Source organism: Qipengyuania sp. 902, assembly GCF_051195295.1.
GTDB lineage: Bacteria > Pseudomonadota > Alphaproteobacteria > Sphingomonadales > Sphingomonadaceae > Qipengyuania.
This window is the reverse complement of sequence record NZ_JBNJLJ010000002.1, coordinates 839852-861486: the sequence shown is the minus strand read 5'-3', so window position 1 is coordinate 861486 and position 21635 is coordinate 839852. Positions and strand designations below refer to the sequence as shown.

Below are 21635 nucleotides of genomic sequence, written 5' to 3'. Positions count from 1 at the left end.
GGCGCGACAGCCTATGTGTCCGAGGCCAATTTCTCGAGGTCTCGAACCGTGTCGATATCGGCTAGTTCGCGACCGTCCGACGGTGAGATGAGACTGATCTCACCAAGCTCGAGACTGCGCGCACCCCGCTCGCCCTTCAGTCCTCGAAGCTGCGCGAAAGCCGATCGTGGGAAAGCTGCAGGGCAGCCCGGCATGCCTCCCTCATAGCTGGAAAATGCAGGCCCGCCTGCACCCGCCAGGCGCGCGAGGTGATCTGGCGTAACGAACGGCATATCGGCCAGCATTATGACAACCTGCTTGCATGCGGATACTGCAGCCACGCCCGTCGCGATCGAGCTGCCCATTCCCGTTGCTGCATCGGAGTTTTCGACCTTCATCCAGCCGGGACGAGCGCGTAGAGCGCTTTCCGGCGCGACTACGAGGATGCGTTCCGCAAAGTCGATCGCTTCGGCGGCTTCCGCTGCCCACTCCCACAGGCGGCGTCCCCGTAAATCGGCCGTCAGCTTGCCGCCCCCGAACCTCTCTCCCCGGCCGGCCGCGAGCAGCACGGCGGCGGTCTTTTTTTCAAGGCGACGCACGCAGTTGCTCGTAACCGGCGACGATTTCGGAGACTGCCGAAAGCGCCAGTGACCGCGGCGACTTGCAGTTGGGGATGAGCCCCACCGGACTTGTCAGCCGCGCGACGCATTCTTCGCCAAGCCCGCGTACGACGAGCGCCAGATGGCGATTCGCGCGCGCCATCTCTCCGCCCTGCGCACCGATGTAGAAGGCCGCGCTCGTCAGAGCCTGCTTGAGCAGGGCCAATTCCCATTCGTGATCATGAAACAGCAAGAGGCAGGCAGTCCACGCATCGTAAGAGAGGGTGTCCGGCATCCGACCTAGCGTCAGATCATCCTTTCGAACGATTTCGGTCTCTATCGCCATGGCTTCGCACAGAGAGGCTACGGCTTCGATCTCAGGGCCCTCACCGATGGCAATGATCTTGAGCGAAGGATAGTATGTCCGCTGAAGCGTATAGTCATCACAGGCATAGCGGATTCGGGCGGGTAGGCGCTGTCGCAGCGTTTCCAACGTTTTACGAATTTCCGCACGATCCGGCGCGGGATCGAGCAAGATATCCAGACCGCCGCCACAGGGGAGTCGGAAGTCGATTGTGGAAGAGCCACGTCCGTAGCGGACAACTTGCCGGTCTTTGCAAACCTCGATGTCGGAGGCCAATTGCCGCTCAAGGCAAGTGTCGGCCAGATCGCCTACCGTCGAACCGTCCGGTCGCACAGCAAGCTGCGCACCCTTCTGCCGCGAGAAACTACCTTCGATCCCGACGATAGTGCAGAGTCCGACCCCCGGCTCACTGGCTGCAGTGAGCGCCACGTGATCCTCGTCCCGCACGGTCTCACCGGCATATTCGGCGAGCATCAATCGGGCATCCCTGCGAGAACGCGATCCGGCGTCATCGGGTAATCGTATAGCCGCGCCCCGCAGGCGTTGTAGATCGCGTTGGCGATGGCTGCCGCTCCGCCGCACATGCCGAGTTCGCCGATGCCCTTGGCCTGGATCGGGCTGGCCGCGCCATCACGTTCCTCGACCAGCACCACGTCCAAATCGGGGACGTCGCGATGAACGGGCACGTGATATTCGGCAAGGTCGCAGTTGACGAGGTGCCCGTCGCGCGGATCGAACTCCAGTGCCTCCGTCAGCGCGAGGCCGATGCTCCAGGTGATGCCGCCGATGCATTGCGAGCGGGCAGTCTTGGCGTTGAGCACGCGCCCGAAGCCGAATGCGCCGAGCATGCGGTCAACACGGGTTTCGCCGGTGTAGTGGTTGACGCGCACTTCGGCGAAGAACGCACCGAAGCCGGAGGCAGTGTAATCATCCTCGATATCGCCCGGCTCGTAGTGGCCCTCGCGGGCGAGGTCCTTGCCTTCGAGAAGGTCTGTCAGGGATTCACCGGTAGGGGTTCTGCCTTCGTTTAGCTCGAGTTTGTCCTCGCTCGTGCCGATCTTTGTGGCCAGTTCCTCGCGGATCGCCTTGCATGCGACGTAAACCGCCGAGCCGATCGAAGCCGCTCCCCAGCTTCCGCCTGAGCCGGGCCCGCGCGGGTGGCGCGTGTCGCCCAGTTCGACAAGAACCCGCTTCGGATCGAGTCCGAGCATCTCTCCGGCGATCTGTGCGAGGATGGTATAGGTCCCGGTGCCGATATCCGTCATGTCGGTTTCGACGAGTGCCGTCCCATCGGCTTTCAGCGTCACGCGCGCCTTCGCCTCTGAGACATTGTGCACGCGGGCGGCACTGGCCATGCCGATGCCGATCCACCATTCGCCCTCGCGCCGCTGGCGCGGTTTGCGCGGGCCATTCTCCCAACCAAAAGCCTGGGCACCCTGTTTCAGGCATTCGGCGAGTTTGTGAGAGGAAAACGGCAGACCTTCTTCAGGATCGTCTTCGGGTATGTTCCGCAGGCGCAGCTCGACCGGATCGATCCCGACCTTTTCCGCTAATACATCCATCGCGCTTTCGAGAGCCGGCATGCCCACCGCCTCGCCTGGAGCGCGCACCGACCCCGCCGTCATGCGGTGGATGCGGGCGACATTGAGCATCAGTTCGCGGTTTTCGCCGCCATAGAGGAAGTGCGACGATTGCAGCACAGGCTCGGCGAAGCTCTCGCCGGGGAGGTTTGAGACCAAGGCCTCGTGACCGAATCCGACAAGCTTTCCATTGTCGTCGGCCGCCAGACGCAGACGTTGCGTGGTTTCGGACCGGCGCATGACCGTCTGGAAAACCTGCTGGCGCGACTGCACGACGCGAACCGGGCGGCCAACCTGTTTCGCCGCCAGCGCAGCTGCGACTACTTCCTCGCTGATCCCCAGTTTGGAACCGAACCCGCCCCCAACATAGCGGGATATGAGGCGGACATCGTCCTCTTCCATATCGAGCGCATCGGCCAGTTCGGTGATGTTGTAGTTGAGCATCTGAAGCGAAGCATGGACGGTCAGCTTGTGGCCGTCCCACTCGGCGATTGCAGCGTGCGGCTCCATGGCGGCGGACGCGTGGCCCTTGGTGGTGTAGGTCACGTCGATGCTGTGCGCGGCCTCGGCCATCGCGTGCGCGAGATCGCCCTGGTGAACCGTCTCGTCCTCCTGCTCCTCCGGTTCGACCTCGCCGGGATCGAGGGGGGCGCCCTCTTCCACGCGATACTCGACATTGAGGTGCTTGGCGGCATCGCGCGCCTGTTCGAAGGTTTTGGCCACCACCAGAGCGATCGGCTGGCCCCAGTAGCAGACCTGCGCCGGTCCCTGCATGGGCGCTTCGTTGGCCGTTCCCTGTGCCGCGCGGGTGCAGAGCTTCTCGTCGTCGATCACCGCGATCACGCCGGGCATGGAAAGCACGCTCTTACGATCGATGGACGTGACCTCGCCGCGTGTAATCGTGGCTGTGACCAAGACACCTTCGGCGCAATTCTCGACCGGATATTCGGCCGCGTAGGGCGCGGTTCCGGTGACTTTTGCCAGCCCCTCGATGCGCGGCATGGGCTTGCCCAGCACACCCTGCTTCATGCCGTCGAGGCGGTTGGAATTGTCGGGTTCGTCCTGTTTGAAATGGACCGTCATGCTGCGTCCTCCGTCGCCTGTGAAAGGACGGCGTGAAGCGTGCGCCGTGTCAGCGGTATCTTGAAGTCGTTCTCGCCAAACCCGCGCGCATCTTCCAGCAGGATGTCGGCAGCCTTGTCGAACAGTGCATCCGAAGGAACCTGGCCCAGCAGGCATTCTCCGACGCGCGGATCGTGCCACGGTTTGTGCGCCAGCCCGCCGAAAGCGAGGTCCGCGCGCGAAAACTTGCCGTCGGTCAGCTCTATGATGGCGGCTACGGAAACCAGCGCAAAGGCATAGGACGAACGCTCGCGCACCTTGCGATAGATTTGCGTACCGCCCACGGGAGCAGGAAGGACGATGCCGGTAATGATTTCGCCACGCTCAAGGATGTTTTCGATCCATGGCGTATCGCCGGGCAAGCAATGGAAGTCGCGTACCGGAACACTGCGCTCGCCCTTGTCGCCGGAAATCTCGACCGTTGCGCCGAGCGCGCTCAGAGCCACTGCCATGTCGCCCGGATAGGTGGCGATGCACTGGTCGCTCGTGCCAAGGATCGCGTGCAATTTCGCGATCCCGTCGATCGCGCCGCAACCGCTGCCGGGCTCGCGCTTGTTACAGGGCTGGTCGATATTGGTGAAGTAGAAGCACCGCGTGCGCTGACACAAATTGCCGCCGTTGGTGGCCTTGTTACGCAATTGCTGCGTCGCTCCGGCCAGGATCGCGCGTGAGAGTACCGGATAATCGGAACGCACGCGCGGATGGACGGCGGTCTCGGTATTCGTGGCGAGCGCGCCGAGCCGCAGGCCGCCGTCATCCGTGTCCTCGATATCCGCGTACCCCAGCCGATTGATGTCGGCCAGCTGGCCCGGCGTTTCCACCTGCAGCTTCATGAGGTCGAGCAGGTTGGTCCCGCCGGCGATGGCCAGCGTATTTTCGCCCGCGGTTAAATTCGAAGCTTCGGCCAGCGAAGGCGCTCGGGTGTATTGGAACGGCCTCATGAGCGGTCTCCCGCTGCCACGTCCTCGATCGCAGCCACGATATTCGCATAAGCGCCGCAGCGACACAGGTTTCCGCTCATCCGCTCGCGGATTTCCTCGCTGGACAAGCGGACCTTGCCGTTCAATGTTTCGCTCGCATCGCTGGGCCAACCGGCGGCAATTTCCTCCAGCATGGCAGTGGCCGAACAGATCTGGCCGGGGGTGCAATAGCCGCATTGATAGCCATCGTGTTCGACGAATGCGCGCTGCAGGGCGGAAGGCTCCTCGGGTGTGCCAAGACCCTCGATGGTCGTCACATCGTCGCCATCGTGCATGGTCGCGAGCGTCAGGCAGCTGTTGATCCGGACGCCGTTGACCAACACCGTGCAAGCGCCGCACTGGCCATGGTCGCAGCCCTTCTTCGTGCCGGTCAGGCCGATGTGCTGGCGCAGGAAGTCGAGAAGACTGACACGCGGATCGTCGGGAATGGGATAAGCGGTTCCGTTTACGGTAATTGTATCAGCCAAGCGCACCTCCTGTCCCTGTAGAACCATCGCGGGTCAAAAGGTGTCCGAAAATCAATTTTTAGAGGTTTGGAAGGCGCTGGTCGGCGAAACCCCACCCATGCAACGCTTTCGATGAAGCACGCCGCAACAGCGTGTCCGCCTGATCGATGGAAAATGGCTTGGCATCATCCATCCCCTTGAGTTCGTTCCATGTAACAGGAACCGCGACTGGCGCGCCGGACCGTGCACGCGCCGAGTAGGGCAGCACTGCCGTCGCGCCCCGTTGGTTGCGCAGCCAGTCGATGAAGATGCGGCCCCTCCGCTTTGCCTTGCTCATGTTCGCGGTGAAGCGGTCGGGTTCGGCAAGGCTCAGCGCTTCGGAGAACCGCCGGGCGAAATCCTTGTGCTCGCCCCAGCCGTGGCCCGGCGTGAGCGGCACCACGACATGGACGCCCTTGCCGCCCGACAGCATGGCGAAGCTGGTCAGCCCGAGGTCGGCAAGCCGGTCGTGAATGTCGCGCGCGGCTGTCTTCACTTCGGTAAAACCAAGCCCCTTGTCGGGGTCGAGATCGAAGATCATCCGATCGGGCTGCTCGACATCGTCAGAGCGCGCGCCCCAGCCGTGAAACTCAATCGTGCCCATCTGGACGCACTGCAGGAGGCCGCGCTGGTCCTCGACATAGAGGTAGTCCTCGTGCCCGCCGTCTTTCTCGCGGATCGGAACATGGTGGACGGCATCGCCGAGGGCACCGCTGTCATGCTTCTGGAAAAAACACTTCTTCGCCCTCCCTTGCGGACAACGGACCAGGCTGACGGGGCGCCGCGCGGCGAATGGGAGCATTACCGGTGCGATTGCTGCGTAATAGTCGGCCAATTCCCCCTTCGTCTGACCGCTGTCTGGAAAAATGACACGGTCGCGGCTGGAGATCGCGACCTCCTCTTCCGCGGGGGCAGATGCGGGTTTTTCGGGAACGACCATCTTCGCCGGTTTATCGCCACGCAGGCCGAGGAAACTGCCGTGGCGCACGTTCCCGTCGGCGGTGAACTCGGCAAAGGCGATTTCCGCCACGAGCTTCGGGGTCACCCACGTCACGTTGCGCGACGACGCCTTCTCCACCTCCGCGGGCGGGGTCTTGCGCTCCAGCCGCTTCAGTTTCGCCGCGAGCTCATCGAGATCGTCGGAAGAAAAACCGGTGCCGACATTGCCCTTGTAGACAAGCTCGCCGCCCTCATGCTGGGCGAGCAGGAGAGACGCAAAGGGGCGCCCCTTCGCGCTCGAAGCTTTCCAGCCGATGACGACGAATTCCTGCCTGCGGGTGCACTTCACCTTCACCCAGGCTTTCGACCGGCGGCCGGAATATTTCCCGTCCACGGTTTTGGAGATGATACCTTCCTGTTTCGCGTCGCACATCGCCCGGTACAGGGTCTCGCCTGCCCCTAGGACGTGTTCGGCTACATGAATCGGCGCCTCCGCATTCGCGAGCAAGGCTTCGAGCCGTTCCTTGCGCTCGATATTCGGAAGGTCGCTTAAATCGTCTCCTTCCAGTTCCAGCAAGTCGAAAGTGTGCACTGCCAGTTTATCGGACGGCTGCTGTGATCCGGAGCCTCGCTTCAAGACCTTTTGCAGGGTCGAGAAGTCCGGATTGCCCTTGTCATCATAGGCTACGATTTCGCTGTCGATCAGGGCCGAAGGCAGGTCCAGCGCAGCAATGGCATCGACCAGAGGTCCGAACTTGTCCGTCCAGTCCTTGCCGTTTCGCGTATAGATGCGCACATCCTTGCCGCGCGCCGCCACCAGCGCGCGATAGCCATCGAACTTGATCTCGTGCATCCAGCGATTGCCCGTCGGCACATCGTCGACCAGCGTGGCAAGTTGGGGTTTCCGATACTTCGGCAGCGCAGCGGTTTTCGTCTTGCGGGATTTCTTAGTGCCTGTGATGGCCCGCGCGCCATCTTTCCTGGCTGCGATTTCCGCCATCGAACGACCGGTCGCAACGCTGGTCAATTCGCGTTGCACCAGCGCATCGCCCGCTTCCGCGTGCTCATCCTGCAGCTTGCGCAAAAGCCAGTTCTCGCGCTTCTCGCCCGACTTTTGCTTCAGGCGGACCAGCAGCCACTCACCGCGCATCCGCTCGCCTTGCAACGTGAAGTGGAGATGCCCTTTTTCGAGGTCCTTCGCGCTCTTGCCCTCGACAGGCGCCCAGCTTCCCCGGTCCCACAGCATGACCGTCCCGCCGCCATATTCCCCCTTGGGAATGACGCCTTCGAACTCCGCGTAGGACATGGGATGGTCCTCGGTCCGGACCGCCAGTCGCTTGATGTCCGGATCGGGGGAAGGTCCCTTGGTCACCGCCCAGCTCTTCAGCACACCATCCACTTCGAGCCGCAGGTCCCAATGCAGCCGGGTCGCGTCATGCTTCTGAACGATGAAGAGGTCGCCCGATTTGCTGGCCTCGGGCTTGCCCGCAGGCTCGGGCGTTTGCTTGAAGTCCCGCTTTGCGTTGTACTCGGTCAGAGGATCCTTGCGTTCGGCCATAGATCAGGCGGATTTCTTGCGCTTTGCAGGTTTCTTCGCCTTGTCGCCCTCGACCGATTTCTTGAGAGCGGCCATCAGGTCGATGACGTTGGAACCCGGCGGGGCGTCCGGATCGTCCACATCCTCGATGACTGCTTTATTGCTCTTCGATTTGGCCTTCTTGTCGATCAGCTTCTTCAGCGCTTCGGCATAGCGATCTTCGAACTCGCCTGCATCGAAGGGGGCGCTCTTCTGTTCGATCAGCGTATTGGCCAGGTCGAGCAATTCCTTCTTCGGCTTGGCATCGTCGATATCGTCGAAAAAGCTCTGGCCCGCGCGCACTTCATCGGCATAGCGCAGAGTTTCGAGCAGCAGCCCCTTGCCGCACGGCTTGATTGCGACCAGCTTTTCCCGCCCGCGCACCGATAGCTGGCCCAGCGCGACCTTCTTGGCTTTTCGCAGCGCCTCACGCAGCACGATGAACGCCTCTTCGGCCAGCTCGTCCTGCGGCGCGACGTAATAGGGCTTCTCGAAATAGAGCGGATCGATCTCGCAGGCATCGACGAACTGGACCAGTTCGAGCGTGCGCTTGCTCTCGATCTTGACGGCCTCGATTTCCTCGTCCTCGAGCAGGACGTAATTGCCCTTTGAAATCTCGTAACCGCGGATGATCTCGTCGCGGTCGATGGGTCCGATACCCGGCACGACCTTTTCGTAAGAGATGCGTTTGCCGCTCGGCTCGTGGATCTGGTTGAAGCTGATCCTCGAGCCGGATTTGGACGCCGAATAGATTTCGACCGGGATCGAAACCAGGGCCAGCCGTATCTGTCCTTGCCAATAAGCTCGTGCAGCCATCAAAAATCTCCGTTCGCATGTGAACGTGCGAAAGGGACGGAATGTTTCGAATGGAGTTGTTCTTCACGACTAAGGTATCATCCGCCCACCCATGCGTTGGGCGGGTGGCTGCACCGGATCTGTAACCGATATCGGCCCCGCGTCGCTCGTAAGGCCCCGTGACCGACGCGGAGGTTGCGGCAGACCCGCTGTAGCTTTTGTGTGCTGGGCCGCGTATCGCCAAGTGATGCCGCCGCTCGAACCTGTGAAAAACCCGCTGCCTGTGCCTGCGACTCAGCACGCCGGATTGGCAGACGGCCATGGTCGGCGTTTCTCCTATCTGCGACTGTCCGTGACCGATCGCTGCAATTTCCGCTGCACCTATTGCTTGCCGAACGGCTTCAAGAAGCAGGCAGGTCTCGCACCGGAGCTTACGGTGGAGGAGATGGCCCGCGCTGTACGCGCATTCGCGAACCTCGGCCTGTGGAAGCTGCGCCTGACCGGGGGCGAGCCGACGGTGCGCCACGACTTTACCGCGATCACGCGCACATTGGCGGAAGTGCCGGGCATTCACCGACTGGCGATGACCACGAATGGTTATCGACTCGCCGAAAGAGCGCAGGAATGGCGGGACGCGGGGCTCGACGCGGTCAATGTCAGCATCGACACGCTCGACCCGGCGGGGTTCGCACGCATCACCGGGCACGACCGGCTAGCCGACGTTGTGCGCGGAATTGATCAGGCTCTCGAAGTCGGTTTCGACGCGGTGAAGGTCAACACCGTGCTGATGAGCGGTCTGGACGACGCCGAATGGGACCGCATTCGCGCCTTCGTGGCCGATCGCCCGGTCGCATGGCGCTTCATCGAACTAATGCGAACCAACGACAATGCAGAGTGGCAGGCGGGCGAAGCTCAGTCGGGCGATCTGGTCCGCACGCGGCTGGCCCGCGAGGGGTGGATTGCAATGCCGCGTAAGGCAGGCGCCGGTCCAGCGGTCGATTACGCGCATCCCGATTACGCCGGGACTATCGGCCTGATTGCGCCCTACGCCCATGGGTTTTGCGACAGTTGCAACCGCCTGCGCCTCTCGAGCCGCGGCAAGTTGCACCTCTGCCTGTTCGGGGAGGGCGGTTTAGACCTGCGTCAGCTGCTCCAGCATGATGACCAGCATGAGGAGCTGATCGCAGCCATTCGCCGCGCAATGCCGGACAAGGCCGCGGGCCACCGGCTGCGCGAAGGCGATAGCGGCGCGACCCCGCATCTCGCATCGATCGGCGGATAGGCGAGGGGCCGGTGCCGGATTTCGACGAGGCCATAGCGTTTCTGGAGGCAGCCGTTTCGCCGCTCGAAACGGAAACCTTATCGCTTAAGCACGTGGCGGGACGCTACCTTGCCGAAAGTCTGACCGCGCGTAGCGATGCGCCGCGCCGCGCTTGCTCGGTCATGGATGGCTATGCCGTAGTGGGAGCGAGCACGCAGGCTGGCGACTGGCTCGGCTGCATCGGCGAGGTGCGGGCCGGCCAATTGCCCGAGCAAGCACTTGAGCCCGGACAGGCCATGCGCATCTTCACCGGCGCCTTCCTGCCGGAGGGCGCGGACTGCGTCATCATGCAGGAATATGCCGAGCGCGACGGCGACCGGATACGGTTTCGCGAGGGCTTCGGACCGGCACGCCATGTGCGCGAAGCCGGGAGCGATTTCCGACGCGGGGACCTGCTGGTTCCTGCGGGTGCACGGCTAACTCCGCAAGCGATGGTGGCTGCGGCTGCGACCGATCGGGCAGAGGTCGAGGTTCGGCACCGCCCACGGGTGGCGATCATTGCGACGGGTGACGAACTCGTCGCGCCCGGCGATGCTTATGCGGATGAAGCTACGCTGGCCGACAGTGCGAGCTATGGCGTTGCTGCCATGGCGAGAGCTGCAGGTGGCGAAGTGACGTACACCGCGCGCGGCGGCGACGATCTCGAACAACTGTCGCAATTGGCAGGCGCGGCTCTGGACACGGCGGACTGCGTCGTCGTCACCGGCGGAGCGTCGGTGGGGGACTACGACCTCGCTCGGCCGATGTTTGCGAACCACGGTCTGGAAGAAGTCTTCGCGCGCCTGCCGATCCGGCCCGGGCGTCCGGTGTGGTTCGGCATGGCGCAGGGCAAGCTGGTGCTCGGCCTGCCGGGCAATCCGACATCGGCCATGGTCACAGCGCGCTTGTTTCTCCGGCCCCTGCTAGCCTGCCTGCAAGGGGGGTCGGCAGCTTCGGAGCTGGCGTTCATGCCGATGGTGCTGGGTGCCGATTTCGGGGAAACAGGCTCGCGCGAAACCTTCGTTCGGGCTGCCTCCGGGGCTGACGGCCTGTTGCCGCTCAGAAACCAGCAGAGCGGTGCACAGGCGCCCCTGCTGGATGCCCGTTGGCTCATCCGCCGCCCTCCCGGCTCGGGTGCCGAGCAAGCAGGAGCGATCGTCTCGGCTCTCGCTTTCTGATCGCGCCGACGGCTTCAGCGGTTGACCGCGCGCAGCCGATGTCTCAATCGCGCCGCTCCGAAACGAGAGGCCGCGCCGTGATCCGATCGCCGATATTTGCTTCGACCGTCTCCCTTGCCGCTGTGCTTGCAGCCCCTGCCGCAGCGCAGGAGAGCGACGATGGACCGGTCATCGTCGTGACCGGCGAAGGCCTTGCCGAAACGCCCGCCGCACCAGCTTACGCTGTCCAGGTGATCGAGCGCGAGACGCTGGTCTCGACCTCGTCGGGCCGGATCGAGGATGCGCTGGCAGCCGTGCCGGGCTTCCAGCAATTCCGCCGTTCGGACAGTCGTTCTGCGAACCCCTCGGCGCAGGGAGCGACTTTGCGTGCACTAGGCGGCAATGCGACCAGCCGCGCGCTGGTACTGCTCGACGGCGTGCCGATGGCCGATCCCTTCTTCGGCTTCATCCCCTTCAGCGCGCTTGCCCCCGAACGGCTCGCCGCCATCCGGGTGACGCGCGGCGGCGGATCCGGCCCGTTCGGCGCGGGCGCGCTGGCCGGCACGATCGAATTGCAGAGCGCGGGGATCGACACGCTCGGCACGCTCGATGCGCAACTGCTCGCCAACGATCGCGGCGAAACCGGGGCAAGCGCCAGCCTGGCGTCGCGCCTCGGGGCTGGCTTCGGTGTGATTTCCGGTCGCTGGGACCGGGGGAAGGGCTTCTTCACCACGCCCGTCGGCGACCGCGTGCCTGCCACCGCGCGCGCAGCATTCGATGGCTATTCGCTGCAAGTTCGCGGCGTCGCTCCGCTGACCGAGACGATCGAATTGCAGGCACGCGGCCTGATCTTCCAGGACGAGCGGACCTTGCGCTTCGAAGGAGGCGACAGCCGGATCGAGGGGCAGGATGCGAGCCTGCGCCTGATCGGTCGCGGGACCTGGGAATTCGACGTGCTCGGCTATGTCCAGGCGCGCAATTTCGCCAACCGGGTGATCAGCTCGACCCGCTTCGTGCCGGTCCTCGACCAGCGCAATACGCCCTCGACCGGCATCGGCGGCAAGATCGAAGTCCGCCCACCGACGGGCGAGCGCAATGTCCTGCGCCTCGGCCTCGACTATCGCCGCAGCGACGGCGAACTGTTCGAGACAGCGATCAGCGCCTTCAGCGGGCAAGTCACCGCCCGGCGCAATGCGGGCGGGACGACCACCGATCTCGGCCTGTTCGTGGAGAACGACCTGACGCTGGGCGCGCTGACGCTGACCGGCGGAGCGCGGCTCGATCGCTACACGATCCGCAACGGCTTCTTCACCGAACGCGATCCCTCGGGCGCGATCCAGATCGACGACCGGTTCGCGGATCGCGCGGGCTGGGAGGCGTCTTTCCGCGCCGGAGCGCTCTATCGTCTCGGCGGCGGTGCAAGCTTGCGCGCGGCGGCCTACACCGGTCTTCGCCTGCCGACGCTCAATGAACTCTACCGGCCCTTCGTGGTCTTTCCGGTGGTCACGCAGGCGAACGCCGCGCTCGAAAACGAGCTGCTCGAAGGTTTCGAGGTGGGTGTCGATTTCGCGCCATCCGATCGTATCGCGCTGGGCTTCACGGCTTTCGACAACCGCGTAAAGGACGCGGTCGCGAATGTGACGATCGCCGAGAACCTGCGCCAGCGCCGCAATATCGACGCGGTCCGCGCGCGCGGGATCGAGGCGAACGCGAAGCTTTCGCTGGGCGAGGTGAGCTTCGATGGCGGCCTTGCTTACACCGATGCAGAGGCTCGAGGATCGGGCGCTGCGGCCGCGCTCGACGGCAATAACCCCGCGCAGACGCCGCGCTGGGTCGCAGGTGCAACGCTGTCCTGGTGTCCGGCTCGGGACTGGCTGCTGTCGGCCACACTGCGCCATGTCGGCGCGCAATTCGAGGACGATCTCGAGACTGACCTGCTGCCTGCCGCGACCACGCTGGGTGCTTTCGCGCAAATCCCGTTGGCGGACGGTATCTCGGTAGTATTGCGCGGAGAGAACCTGACCGACAAAACCATTGTCACGCGCGACCAGGGCGGCTCGATCGATCTTGGCGCACCTCGCACTGTCTGGGCCGGGGTGCGCGTCGGCTTCTAGAGAGAAAGCGCTCGCTTCAACTGAGCGGGCGTTCGACTCCAGGCGCAAGCAAGCCGCGCACGACGAGTTCGGCGGTGCTGACGGCGAAACGCTCGACCAGCGCCCGATCTAGCTCGCCCGAGCCCAGCAAGGCGCGGCGCGAGGCGGCAGAGGTGAAGATGTTCGCACATGCCCCTTCTATTGCATAGCCGACCAGATTGGTGTCGACGGGCCGGAAGAGCCCTTGCGCCACGCCTTTTTCGATGATCGTCCGGCGGGCATCGGCCACGGGGATGCTGAAGAACCCGGTGACCAGCGTGGCCGCCTCGCGCGATCCTTCGCGGATCAGCTTTTGCAGCAGCCGGTGGAGGTAGGGTCGGCGGAAATAGGCGCGCACCATGCCGGTGACGTGGTGCGCGATCTTGTCGGGCGGGCTCATGCCTGAGGCCAGCAGCCTGTCGAGCTCGCCGATCGCGAAATCCGCATCGGCGCGGGCGATCGATACCATCAGCCCCTCGCGCCCGCCGAAATGATAGCTGACCGATGCGATGTTGGTGCTTGCCTTGCGGGTGATCTCGGAGATCGAGATTTCCAGGCTGTCCTGCTCCACCATCAATTCGCGCGCGGCGTCGATAATCTTCTGCCGGGTCGGTATTTTAGATCGCGGTTCGCTCACGCCTCCGTTTCCTCGCCATTGGCCTCGCCAAGCGCCGGTGGCGGCGCGAGTTCGGGCATTTCGTAATCGCCGAACGTGAAGGGCGACCGCATCTCGCGGTAGCCGCCTTCGGTCGGGTGGGTCCGACTACGGAAGAACCCGGTCGCGGCGAAGTGCGGTTCTTCCAGCATGTCGTCGAGATCGCGCACGGCCTGTGCCGGGAGTTGGGCGGCGTGACATTTCTCGAGCAACTCCTGCGTCGTGAAGTCGCGGGTCAATCGTGCCATTTCGTAATACAGCCCGCCGATATTGGCAAAGCGGCTCGCGGGGTCGGAAAAACGCTCGTCGTCGAGCACTTCGGGCGCACCGAGCACGGCGAACACCTTGGGCCAGCTGGCATCGGTATAGGGGACGATGCTGATGTAACCGTCGCTGGTCGGGAAGGGCTGGCGGTCGGGATCGACCTGCCGCTCGTAACCCGCGGGTGCATTCGGCGGATCGTAGGTGAGCCCGCCGAGGTGTTCGAGCAGGATGAAGCCGGTGAAGGCTTCGAACATCGGCACTTCGACATGCTGGCCGCGGCCGGTACGCAATTTGTGGACGATGGCTGCCAAGGCAGCGTGGGCGGCGTGAAGCCCCGCGACCTTGTCGGCGATGAGCGACGGCAGATAGCGCGCTCGCGGGTCGCCATCGACCCTCGGCAGCAAGCTCGCGGCGCCGCTCGCGGCCTGTATCACATCGTCATAGGCTTGGAGATCGGCGTAGGGACCGTCCTGCCCGAAGCCGACGCAATGGATGTAGATCAGCTCCGGATTGATTGCTGTGAGGCTTTCGTAATCGAGGCCGAGCCGCTCCAGCGCCTTGCCGCGCACATTGACGACGAACAGGTCGGCGTCGCGCAGCAGGTCGAGCATCCTCTCACGATCATCGTTCTGCTTGAGATCGAGCGCGAGCGACCGCTTGCCGCGATTGATCGCGAAGAAACCCGGTCCCATCCCCTTGCTCGCCGCCGGCTTGCCTGCCCAACGATAGGCGTCGCCGATACCGGGAGCCTCGATCTTGGTCACCTCGGCGCCAAGATCGGCGAGCATTTGCGTGCAATAGGGACCGAAGACGACGCTGGTAAGATCGACCACCCTGATGCCTTCGAGCATCGGTCGATTGTCCCCGGCGCCCACCACGATCAGGCGAATCCTGCGATGATATTGGTATCGTCGCGCACCTCGATGTTGGCACGTTTTCCGATGGGATCTTCAGTGAGAAGAGCCTTCAACGTCGCATCGTCGCCCTTGGCAATCCGGGCGAGGACACGGCCCGTCGCACCGTCGCCTATGATGTATCCGCGGGTCGGCACGCCCTTCTGGAAGACCACGGTGTAAGTCGAGACGGTGATTTCGCCATCGGCCTGTTCCGGCTTGGGCAGCAGCTGGGCATTGATTTCGCGCTGGATGGTTTCGCTGGAGACCGGGGCCCAATTCTCAGGCGGCGTGGTTGAATAGACGCCGACCGCTTCCTTTGTCAGAAAGCCGCCATTGGCCAGTATCAGGCCGAAGTCGCCCGGTTGTTCGCGCAGCCGCTCGGTCATGGTCGCGATGGCGTGCAGCGAGTAATTATTACCCGGTCCGCCGAAGAACGGAAGGCCGCCGGTCAAGGTTGCCGGTGTCTCGCGCCAGTCGATGCCGAGCGCTTCGGTCGCGAGCAGCACGGCGCAGGGAAAGCAGCTGTAGATGTCGAACAGCGCGATGTCGCTAGCCTGCTTGCCGCTGGTGCGCAGCGCCTGGTGCAGCGTCTTTTCGATCGGCAGAGAGCGCGACAAGTCTTGCCGCCGGGTTACGAAGCCGTCCTTCGCCTCTGCATGGCCGTGGAGGAAGATCCATTTTGCGCGGTCGATGCCCATTCGCTCGGCTTCGGCCACGGTGGTCATCACGACGGCGGCGGCCTGGTTCACTGCATCCTGCGCGACATGCCATTTGAGATAGGGGTCGGCGACGGGGTAATTTTCCGCACTGGGCGTCGAGAGAAACTCCTCGCTGCGCGCGGTGGGAAACTGGGCGTGCGGATTGTCCGCAGCGACCTGCGAGAAGGCTGCCCACAGCTCGCTCATCAGCGCCATATGCTCTTCACGGCTGTTGCCGAGGCGACGGCGCAGCGCGTGTTCGAAGGCAGGATAGGTCTGCGTCGGCGCTCCCAGCCCGTTGCGGATTTCGTAAGGCGAGAGCAGCGCGCCGCCATAGCCGCGGTCGGTCTGCGGACCGGCGGCAGAGCGGCTCCAGTCGAGCGTCATCCCGGCCCGCACCGCCGCCTTGAGCGCGCGTGTCGCCTCCGCCCCCACGAGCAGCGCGGCACGGCATTCGCCAGCGTGCAAAGCAGCTGCAAGTTCGTTGACCAGTTCCTGCGGCTGGTTGCCGCCGAGTTCGGAATAGATGTTCTCGGTGTCCGCAATAGCGAGGTCGGTCGCGACGGTGGCGGGCGGATTTGCGCACCGACCGAAGGGTTGCGGCGCGCCGGGTATGGAATCCGGCGTCGTGCGCACGGCGACGATCCGGTCGATTGCATCTCGCACGGCCTTTGGCGCACCACTGTCTTCGAGAGCGATCCGGGCAGCATCGCGGCGCAAATCCTGCGGCGAGGGCGCGCTGGCCGCATCATCGCCATACCAGTGGTCGGTGATCTGACCGGCACCGACGAGAACCGGGGTGTTGGCGGGAAGTGCGCTGTAATCGACCATCATCTCTCCTTGATTGAAACGAACATTTCAAAAGGAAATTTGATTAGTCAAGCGATTGGTTGTCATACGTGTATTTGCAGGGTTCGTCAGTTTGGATCGGCTCCGCGGACGCTACCGTGCCAGTCACACCGGCGCGTAATCTGGAAAGTTACGCGCGCATGCGGCCAGCATGGCCCGGGTCCGCTCCACATCGTCCACAGCGAGGCCGGGGGGCGGAGCTTGCATCTTGGCTGAAGGCGGAAAGGTGCCGTAGCCCGCGAAAAGGCAGTGCCAGCTCATGTTCGCGTAATGCGGATAGCCGTCATGCTGGCGCGCGTTGAGCTGGCCAATGTCCTCATGCGTGAACCAGGCCGACATCATGTCCTTTAGATTAGCCGACAGAGCGTGGTTGGCCGCATTGTCGCGCCAGTATTGCGTGTCGCTGCGCTGGTTGAGCCGGTAATGCGCCACGATGTAGTCGCGAATGCCCTCGTATTTGTCGGCGATGCGGCGATTGAATGCCTCGCGATTTTGCGCAGTGAAGCCGCCGCTTTCGAAAGCGCGTGCGAAGTCGAGCGCGGTCACAATCACGATGTGCAGCGCGGTCGCCTCGAGCGGTTCGATGAAACCTTGCGAGAGTCCGGCGGCGAGGCAGTTCCTCGTCCAAGTATCCCCCACTCGCCCGACGCGCATCTGCAGGACGCGGGCCTCGCCTTGGTGCTCCATACCGATGGCCCGCCGCAGCTCGGCCTCGGCCTCTTCGTCCGAGATGTATCTCGACGAGTAGACGTAGCCATTGCCGACACGGCTCGTCAGCGGGATCGACCAGCGCCAGCCATTGCTCATCGCGACGGCATCGGTTTGCGGCTTGACCGGTTCGCCACGCTTGGTCGGCATGACAACGGCGCGGTCATTAAAGAGGTTGTCGGCGAAAGAAATGAATTCGGCACCGAGCGCCTGCTGCACCGAGCGCCTGCTGCGCGATCAGCGAGTGGAAGCCCGAGCAGTCGACGAAGATGTCCCCTTCGATACGCGCGCCGCCTTCGCAGAGCAGCGCAGCCACGTCGCCGTCTGCAGCAAGCTCTACCTCGTCTACACGAAGAGGCTTGTGGTCTACCCCTTGATTTACCGCTCAGTCGCGCAGGAATACGCCCAGCTTGTGGGCGTCGAAATGGTAGCCGTAGCTCGGCGGGAAAGGAAAATTCCCGTTAGGCTGCGGTGCTTTACGTGCATCTGCGAGCGTCTCCGCGATGAACCAGTCGTCGGGATGGGCCGGTATGGGCCGGTACGGTGAACCCCCGGCGCGTGAGCATGCAATTGTGCAGGAAGCCCGGCTCGCTGTGCAGGTCTGTGGGTGCGGGGAAGGGGTGGAAATAGCTTTCGAAACCGGGCCGCTCGCTCCAGCCGGTGAAGCGGATGCCGAGCTTGTAGGTCGCATCGCAGGCCGTCATCCACTCGGCTTCGTCGATGCCGAGATGGTCGAAGAAGGCTTTGAGCTGCGGCGTCGAACCCTTGCCGACGCCGATGATCCCGATCTCGGGGCTTTCGACCACGGTCACCGATCCGCCGCGTGGACCCCATTCGTGATGGAGCAGGCAGGCAATAATCCAGCCGGCGCTGCCGCCGCCGAGGACGACGACGCGGGGAGGGGTGGGCGTGCTCACCCGCCGACGGGTATCAGCCTGATCGCGAAGCCGCCACCGGGCGCCATTCGCAGGTCCAGCGTATCGGCGGCGGTGACTGTCCGGTCTTCGATCACAATCTCGAACCGCGCATCGCTGCGATAGTCCGAGGTCGGACCGTCGCGATAAATTTCGGCCCGATAGGACTTCCCGGCATCAAGGAAGTCGAGCGAAACCCGTACATCGCGACCTTGCTCATCCGCGCCGCCGCCGACGAACCATTCCTCGCTGTTCCGGTCCTTGCGCGCCGTGACGACATATTCGCCGACGGCAGCGTCGAGAATGCGGCTCTCGGACCAGTCGGCGGGCACGTCCTTGATGAACTGGAAGGGCTCGGGATGCTCGGCATAATGTTCGGGCAGGTCGGCCACCATCTGGATCGGCGAATAGATCAGCACATATTCGGCCAACGCCCGCGCCATCGTCATCTCGAGCGGCTGGCCGCGTCCCTGCAGGCTGAGGACACCCGGGGTATAGTCCATCGGGCCGGACAGCATGCGCGTAAACACCAAAGTCGGTACGTGGCTCGGCCCATTGGTCGGTACGCCCCAGGCGGCGAATTCCATACCGCGTGCGCCCTCGCGACTGACCCAATTGGGATAGGTGCGGCGCAGGCCGGTATCCTTGACCGGCTCATGCGGGTTCACGGCGATCTGCCGCTTGGCCGCCTCGGTCACGACTTTGAGGTGATGGCGCTGCATCACTTGGCTCTCGGTGCATTCGCGCGTCTCGCGGCCATCGGGATGGACGTAGCGCAAATTGCACGCATCGGTGACGTAGCCGCTCTTGATCGTCTTCACCCCGCGCGCCGCCATCAGGTCGAGACCGGCAGCAAGCTGGCTTTCGTAATTTCCGACATCGCCACTGGTCTCGTGGTGGCCGACGATCGGGACGCCTTTCTCGGCGGCATAGCGGGCCAGCTCTTCAAAGTCATAGTCGGGATAGGCTTCGGTGAAGCTGAAATCGCCCCCGTTGAAGAACCAGTTGCCGTCCCATCCGACGTTCCAGCCTTCGACAAGAACGCCCTCGAACCCATGCTCGGCGGCGAAATCGATATAGCGTTTGACATTCGCGGTCGTCGCGCCGTGTTTCGGGCCGGAGCCCCACGTCTCTTCGTCGAGATGGAGCGACCACCAGACGCCGACATATTTGTGCGGCGTGAACCAGCTGACGTCGCCCAGCTTATTTGGTTCGTTGAGGTTGAGCTCGACCAGGCTCTCGGCGAGGCCGGCTGCATCGTCCGAAATGCGGAGCGTGCGCCACGGGGTTGCGAAAGGCACATCGCGCACGGCACGTGCCGGTGTGCTGCCGGTCGGGGCGAGCGTTGCGCGGAAATTCGTGCCCGTGGTCCGCTTCATCCACATGCCTGCGAAGTCGACCAGCGCCGCCTCGTGTAGCGCGACATGCGTGCCGTTTTCCATGCGGAAAGTCAGCGGCGTATGCGCGACCGACACAGCGGAAATCGGCGTCTTTTCGTAGAGATATTCGTAGCGGTTCCACTCTCCGCCGGGGATCCACCAGGCGGTGCCGTCCTGCGCGATATTGAACTCGGTCAGCTCTTCCGCAACGTGCAGCGTCTTGCCGACGCTGGTGTCGTCGAACAGATAGCGGAAGGCGACTGCATCGTCGAAGACGCGGAAGACGACGCCGAATTTGCGCTTTTCGTTGCTGTCCTCCTCGAAGCGAACGGTCAGCTCGTTGTGATGATCGCGTACGAAGCGCTGCTCGCCCCAAGGCTGCTCCCAGGTATCGTCGTGACTGGCGCGAGTGGCATTGACCACGGCAAGGCGGCGCTCCAGCTTGTCCTGATCGGCCAGCAGGAAGCCCAGGCGGCTGTCGGTCAGCACCGGTTCGCCGCCCTTCGCGACGCGGTAGAAGGGGCGCCCTTCGCCATTCACGTCCACGGTGACGCTGATGGTGCCATCGGGGGATGTGACCACCTCTTCTGCGAGCGCGGCGGGCGCGGCGAAGAGTAGGGCGAGGCCGGAGAGGATTGCGAAGGGTTTCATAGCTCGATCACCATTGCGCCAAAGGGCGGAAGTTCGTGGAGGGTGGCTGAGTTGACTGCAGCGAGGACACTGCCCCGCGCGAGGTCCTGTGGCACGCAAGCAGCTTTGCGGTCGAGATTGAACAGGCAGCGAATGTGTTGCCCATCGGCGAGCCTCTCGATCACGAAAATGTCAACCTGCGTTTCGCATCGCTCAACCGACCCGTGATGCAGCGCCGGATTGGCGTTGCGCAAAGCGAGCATCGCGCGGGTATGGTTGAGCAGCGAATTCTCGTCTTCGTCCTGAGCTGCGACGGCTCTCGCGACATTGTCCTCGCCCACGGGCAGCCAAGGCTCGCCCTCCGAGAACCCGCAGTTCGGTTGGTCCGCGCTCCAAGGCATTGGTGTGCGCGCGCCGTCGCGGCTCAACGTCAGCGGCCAGTTCGCGATCGCCTCGGGATCGTGCAGCTGCTCGAAGGGGATATCGACCTGAGAGAGACCCAGTTCCTCGCCGTAATAGAGGATGATGTTGCCGCGCAGCGATGCCAGCAAAAACGCCTTCATTCGCGCTGCGGCGTCGCGGTCGCTTTCGCTCCACCAGCGGCTGATCGCGCGTGGGGCATCGTGGTTCTCGAAGGCCCAGCTCGGCCAGCCCATGCCTTCTTCGTCCGGCCATTGCGCCAGCGCGGCGCAGATGGCTCCGGGCGTCAGCTTCTCGGCATAAAGGAAGTTGAAGCCGTAGGCCGAATTGAGATGCGTTTCGCCTTGGGTGAAGGCCTTCATCTCGCTCTCTGCCTCGTCCCCGCCGACTTCGGCAACGGTGAAGATGCCATCGTAACTGTCGGTCAGCGCGCGAATGCGTTCGATGAAGGCGGGAATGTCCGCATGGCTCTGATTGTAGGTCTTGAGCTGGAAATCGAACGGGCGCGTGCGCGGTTTGTCGGTCGCAGGCGCGGGCGGATTGTCGCGCAATTGCGGGTCGTGCATCGCGAAATTCAGCGCATCGATGCGGAACCCGTCCACCCCGCGGTCAAGCCAGAAGCGCATAACGTCGAGGATCGCCTGCTGCGCTTGCGGATTATGCAGGTTCAGCTGCGGCTGGCTGCTCAGGAAATTGTGCAGGTAATACTGTCCGCGTCGGGCGTCCCACGTCCACGCGGGGCCCCCGAAGACGGATTGCCAGTTCGACGGAGGCGACCCGTCGGGCTTGGCGTCGGCCCAGACATACCAATCGTTTTTCGGATTGGTTCTGTCCGAGCGACTTTCGGCAAACCACGGATGCTCGTCCGAAGTGTGCGAATAGACCTGGTCGATGAGGACCTTGAGGCCGAGTTCGTGGGCGCGGGCGACCAGCGCGTCGAAATCGGAGAGTGTGCCGAAGATCGGATCGACATCGCAGTAATCGGCGACATCGTAGCCGAAGTCTTTCATCGGCGAGACGAAGAAGGGCGAGATCCAGATCGCATCCACGCCGAGCGAGGCTACATAGGGCAGGCGCCGGGTAATCCCAGGCAGGTCGCCGATCCCGTCGCCGTTCGAATCCTGGAAGCTGCGCGGATAGATCTGGTAGATCGCCGCGCCTTTCCACCACGGCATGGCAGCGCTGGCGGCAGCGGCCTGCATCGAGGGATCGTG

Annotated in this window: 17 protein-coding genes and 1 pseudogene; 3 read left to right on the top strand and 15 right to left on the bottom strand. The window is 63.6% G+C overall.

Annotated elements, in window-relative coordinates:
* Positions 1–11 precede the first annotated feature (11 nt).
* From ACSH0F_RS09330 to ACSH0F_RS09300, 7 genes are read right to left on the bottom strand one after another with little or no spacing between them, the layout of a single operon-like run.
* On the bottom strand, positions 12–578 hold the full coding sequence (locus tag ACSH0F_RS09330) for a nucleotidyltransferase family protein (RefSeq protein WP_435202072.1): 567 nt from the start codon (positions 576–578) through the stop codon (positions 12–14).
* Complete coding sequence (locus ACSH0F_RS09325; protein ID WP_435202216.1) at positions 565–1416, bottom strand: XdhC family protein; 852 nt, start codon at positions 1414–1416, stop codon at positions 565–567. The genes ACSH0F_RS09330 and ACSH0F_RS09325 overlap by 14 nt, the downstream gene beginning before the upstream one ends.
* Positions 1416–3605: a xanthine dehydrogenase family protein molybdopterin-binding subunit gene (locus tag ACSH0F_RS09320; protein WP_435202070.1), complete on the bottom strand. Its 2190-nt coding sequence runs from the start codon at positions 3603–3605 to the stop codon at positions 1416–1418. Before ACSH0F_RS09320 ends, ACSH0F_RS09325 begins: the two co-directional genes overlap by 1 nt.
* A complete protein-coding gene (locus tag ACSH0F_RS09315; RefSeq protein WP_435202068.1) occupies positions 3602–4585 on the bottom strand; it encodes an FAD binding domain-containing protein in 984 nt (327 codons plus the stop codon). Before ACSH0F_RS09315 ends, ACSH0F_RS09320 begins: the two co-directional genes overlap by 4 nt.
* The gene (locus tag ACSH0F_RS09310; RefSeq protein ID WP_435202066.1) at positions 4582–5118 is read right to left on the bottom strand and encodes a 2Fe-2S iron-sulfur cluster-binding protein; all 537 of its coding nucleotides are present in this window, start codon (positions 5116–5118) and stop codon (positions 4582–4584) included. Before ACSH0F_RS09310 ends, ACSH0F_RS09315 begins: the two co-directional genes overlap by 4 nt.
* A 31-nt stretch (positions 5119–5149) precedes the next feature.
* Entirely contained in the window at positions 5150–7606 is a 2457-nt protein-coding gene (gene ligD, locus ACSH0F_RS09305; protein ID WP_435202064.1) for a DNA ligase D, read from the bottom strand.
* A gap of 3 nt (positions 7607–7609) precedes the next feature.
* A complete protein-coding gene (locus ACSH0F_RS09300; protein ID WP_435202062.1) occupies positions 7610–8440 on the bottom strand; it encodes a Ku protein in 831 nt (276 codons plus the stop codon).
* Positions 8441–8702: 262 nt separating this feature from the next.
* On the opposite strand from ACSH0F_RS09300, the gene moaA reads away from it, so the two are divergent.
* The 3 genes from moaA to ACSH0F_RS09285 are packed head-to-tail and all read left to right on the top strand — an operon-like array spanning position 8703 to position 12990.
* The gene (gene moaA / locus ACSH0F_RS09295; protein ID WP_435202060.1) at positions 8703–9701 is read left to right on the top strand and encodes a GTP 3',8-cyclase MoaA; all 999 of its coding nucleotides are present in this window, start codon (positions 8703–8705) and stop codon (positions 9699–9701) included.
* Positions 9702–9712: 11 nt separating this feature from the next.
* On the top strand, positions 9713–10897 hold the full coding sequence (locus ACSH0F_RS09290) for a molybdopterin molybdotransferase MoeA (RefSeq protein ID WP_435202058.1): 1185 nt from the start codon (positions 9713–9715) through the stop codon (positions 10895–10897).
* A gap of 38 nt (positions 10898–10935) precedes the next feature.
* Positions 10936–12990, top strand: coding sequence for a TonB-dependent receptor (locus ACSH0F_RS09285; RefSeq protein ID WP_435202056.1), 2055 nt, complete (start codon positions 10936–10938; stop codon positions 12988–12990).
* A gap of 16 nt (positions 12991–13006) precedes the next feature.
* Here ACSH0F_RS09285 and ACSH0F_RS09280 read toward each other — a convergent pair whose 3' ends face one another.
* The 8 genes and pseudogenes from ACSH0F_RS09280 to ACSH0F_RS09245 all read right to left on the bottom strand — a co-directional run bounded on the left by ACSH0F_RS09280 (position 13007) and on the right by ACSH0F_RS09245 (position 21623).
* Positions 13007–13645, bottom strand: coding sequence for a TetR family transcriptional regulator (locus tag ACSH0F_RS09280; protein ID WP_435202054.1), 639 nt, complete (start codon positions 13643–13645; stop codon positions 13007–13009).
* Positions 13642–14778, bottom strand: coding sequence for a CaiB/BaiF CoA transferase family protein (locus ACSH0F_RS09275; RefSeq protein ID WP_435202052.1), 1137 nt, complete (start codon positions 14776–14778; stop codon positions 13642–13644). The genes ACSH0F_RS09280 and ACSH0F_RS09275 overlap by 4 nt, the downstream gene beginning before the upstream one ends.
* Before the next feature lie 29 nt (positions 14779–14807).
* Positions 14808–16352 (bottom strand): hypothetical protein, encoded by a 1545-nt coding sequence (locus ACSH0F_RS09270; protein ID WP_435202050.1) that lies wholly within the window; start codon positions 16350–16352, stop codon positions 14808–14810.
* A 123-nt stretch (positions 16353–16475) separates the two neighbouring features.
* Positions 16476–17297, bottom strand: a complete 822-nt coding sequence (locus ACSH0F_RS09265) for a tryptophan 7-halogenase (RefSeq protein WP_435202048.1) — start codon at positions 17295–17297, stop codon at positions 16476–16478.
* Positions 17245–17403: pseudogene (locus ACSH0F_RS09260) on the bottom strand (tryptophan 7-halogenase); the annotation flags it as partial. The pseudogene ACSH0F_RS09260 and the gene ACSH0F_RS09265, both read right to left, overlap by 53 nt.
* Before the next feature lie 151 nt (positions 17404–17554).
* Positions 17555–17995, bottom strand: coding sequence for a tryptophan 7-halogenase (locus tag ACSH0F_RS09255; RefSeq protein ID WP_435202046.1), 441 nt, complete (start codon positions 17993–17995; stop codon positions 17555–17557).
* Positions 17992–20022, bottom strand: a complete 2031-nt coding sequence (locus ACSH0F_RS09250; protein WP_435202044.1) for a glycoside hydrolase family 97 protein — start codon at positions 20020–20022, stop codon at positions 17992–17994. The genes ACSH0F_RS09255 and ACSH0F_RS09250 overlap by 4 nt, the downstream gene beginning before the upstream one ends.
* Positions 20019–21623 (bottom strand): alpha-amylase family glycosyl hydrolase, encoded by a 1605-nt coding sequence (locus tag ACSH0F_RS09245; protein ID WP_435202214.1) that lies wholly within the window; start codon positions 21621–21623, stop codon positions 20019–20021. Before ACSH0F_RS09245 ends, ACSH0F_RS09250 begins: the two co-directional genes overlap by 4 nt.
* Positions 21624–21635: the final 12 nt, after the last annotated feature.

What these genes read in the sequence shown, in the direction of transcription:
- ACSH0F_RS09315 (WP_435202068.1), bottom strand. Translation starts at nt 4,585, where the DNA reads ATGAGGCCGTTCCAATACACCCGAGCGCCTTCGCTGGCCGAAGCTTCG.
- ACSH0F_RS09320 (WP_435202070.1), bottom strand. Translation starts at nt 3,605, where the DNA reads ATGACGGTCCATTTCAAACAGGACGAACCCGACAATTCCAACCGCCTC.
- ligD (WP_435202064.1), bottom strand. Translation starts at nt 7,606, where the DNA reads ATGGCCGAACGCAAGGATCCTCTGACCGAGTACAACGCAAAGCGGGAC.
- ACSH0F_RS09285 (WP_435202056.1), top strand. Translation starts at nt 10,936, where the DNA reads ATGTCTCAATCGCGCCGCTCCGAAACGAGAGGCCGCGCCGTGATCCGA.
- ACSH0F_RS09275 (WP_435202052.1), bottom strand. Translation starts at nt 14,778, where the DNA reads ATGCTCGAAGGCATCAGGGTGGTCGATCTTACCAGCGTCGTCTTCGGT.
- ACSH0F_RS09250 (WP_435202044.1), bottom strand. Translation starts at nt 20,022, where the DNA reads ATGAAACCCTTCGCAATCCTCTCCGGCCTCGCCCTACTCTTCGCCGCG.
- ACSH0F_RS09325 (WP_435202216.1), bottom strand. Translation starts at nt 1,416, where the DNA reads ATGCTCGCCGAATATGCCGGTGAGACCGTGCGGGACGAGGATCACGTG.
- ACSH0F_RS09310 (WP_435202066.1), bottom strand. Translation starts at nt 5,118, where the DNA reads ATGGTTCTACAGGGACAGGAGGTGCGCTTGGCTGATACAATTACCGTA.
- ACSH0F_RS09245 (WP_435202214.1), bottom strand. Translation starts at nt 21,623, where the DNA reads ATGCAGGCCGCTGCCGCCAGCGCTGCCATGCCGTGGTGGAAAGGCGCG.
- ACSH0F_RS09300 (WP_435202062.1), bottom strand. Translation starts at nt 8,440, where the DNA reads ATGGCTGCACGAGCTTATTGGCAAGGACAGATACGGCTGGCCCTGGTT.
- ACSH0F_RS09270 (WP_435202050.1), bottom strand. Translation starts at nt 16,352, where the DNA reads ATGGTCGATTACAGCGCACTTCCCGCCAACACCCCGGTTCTCGTCGGT.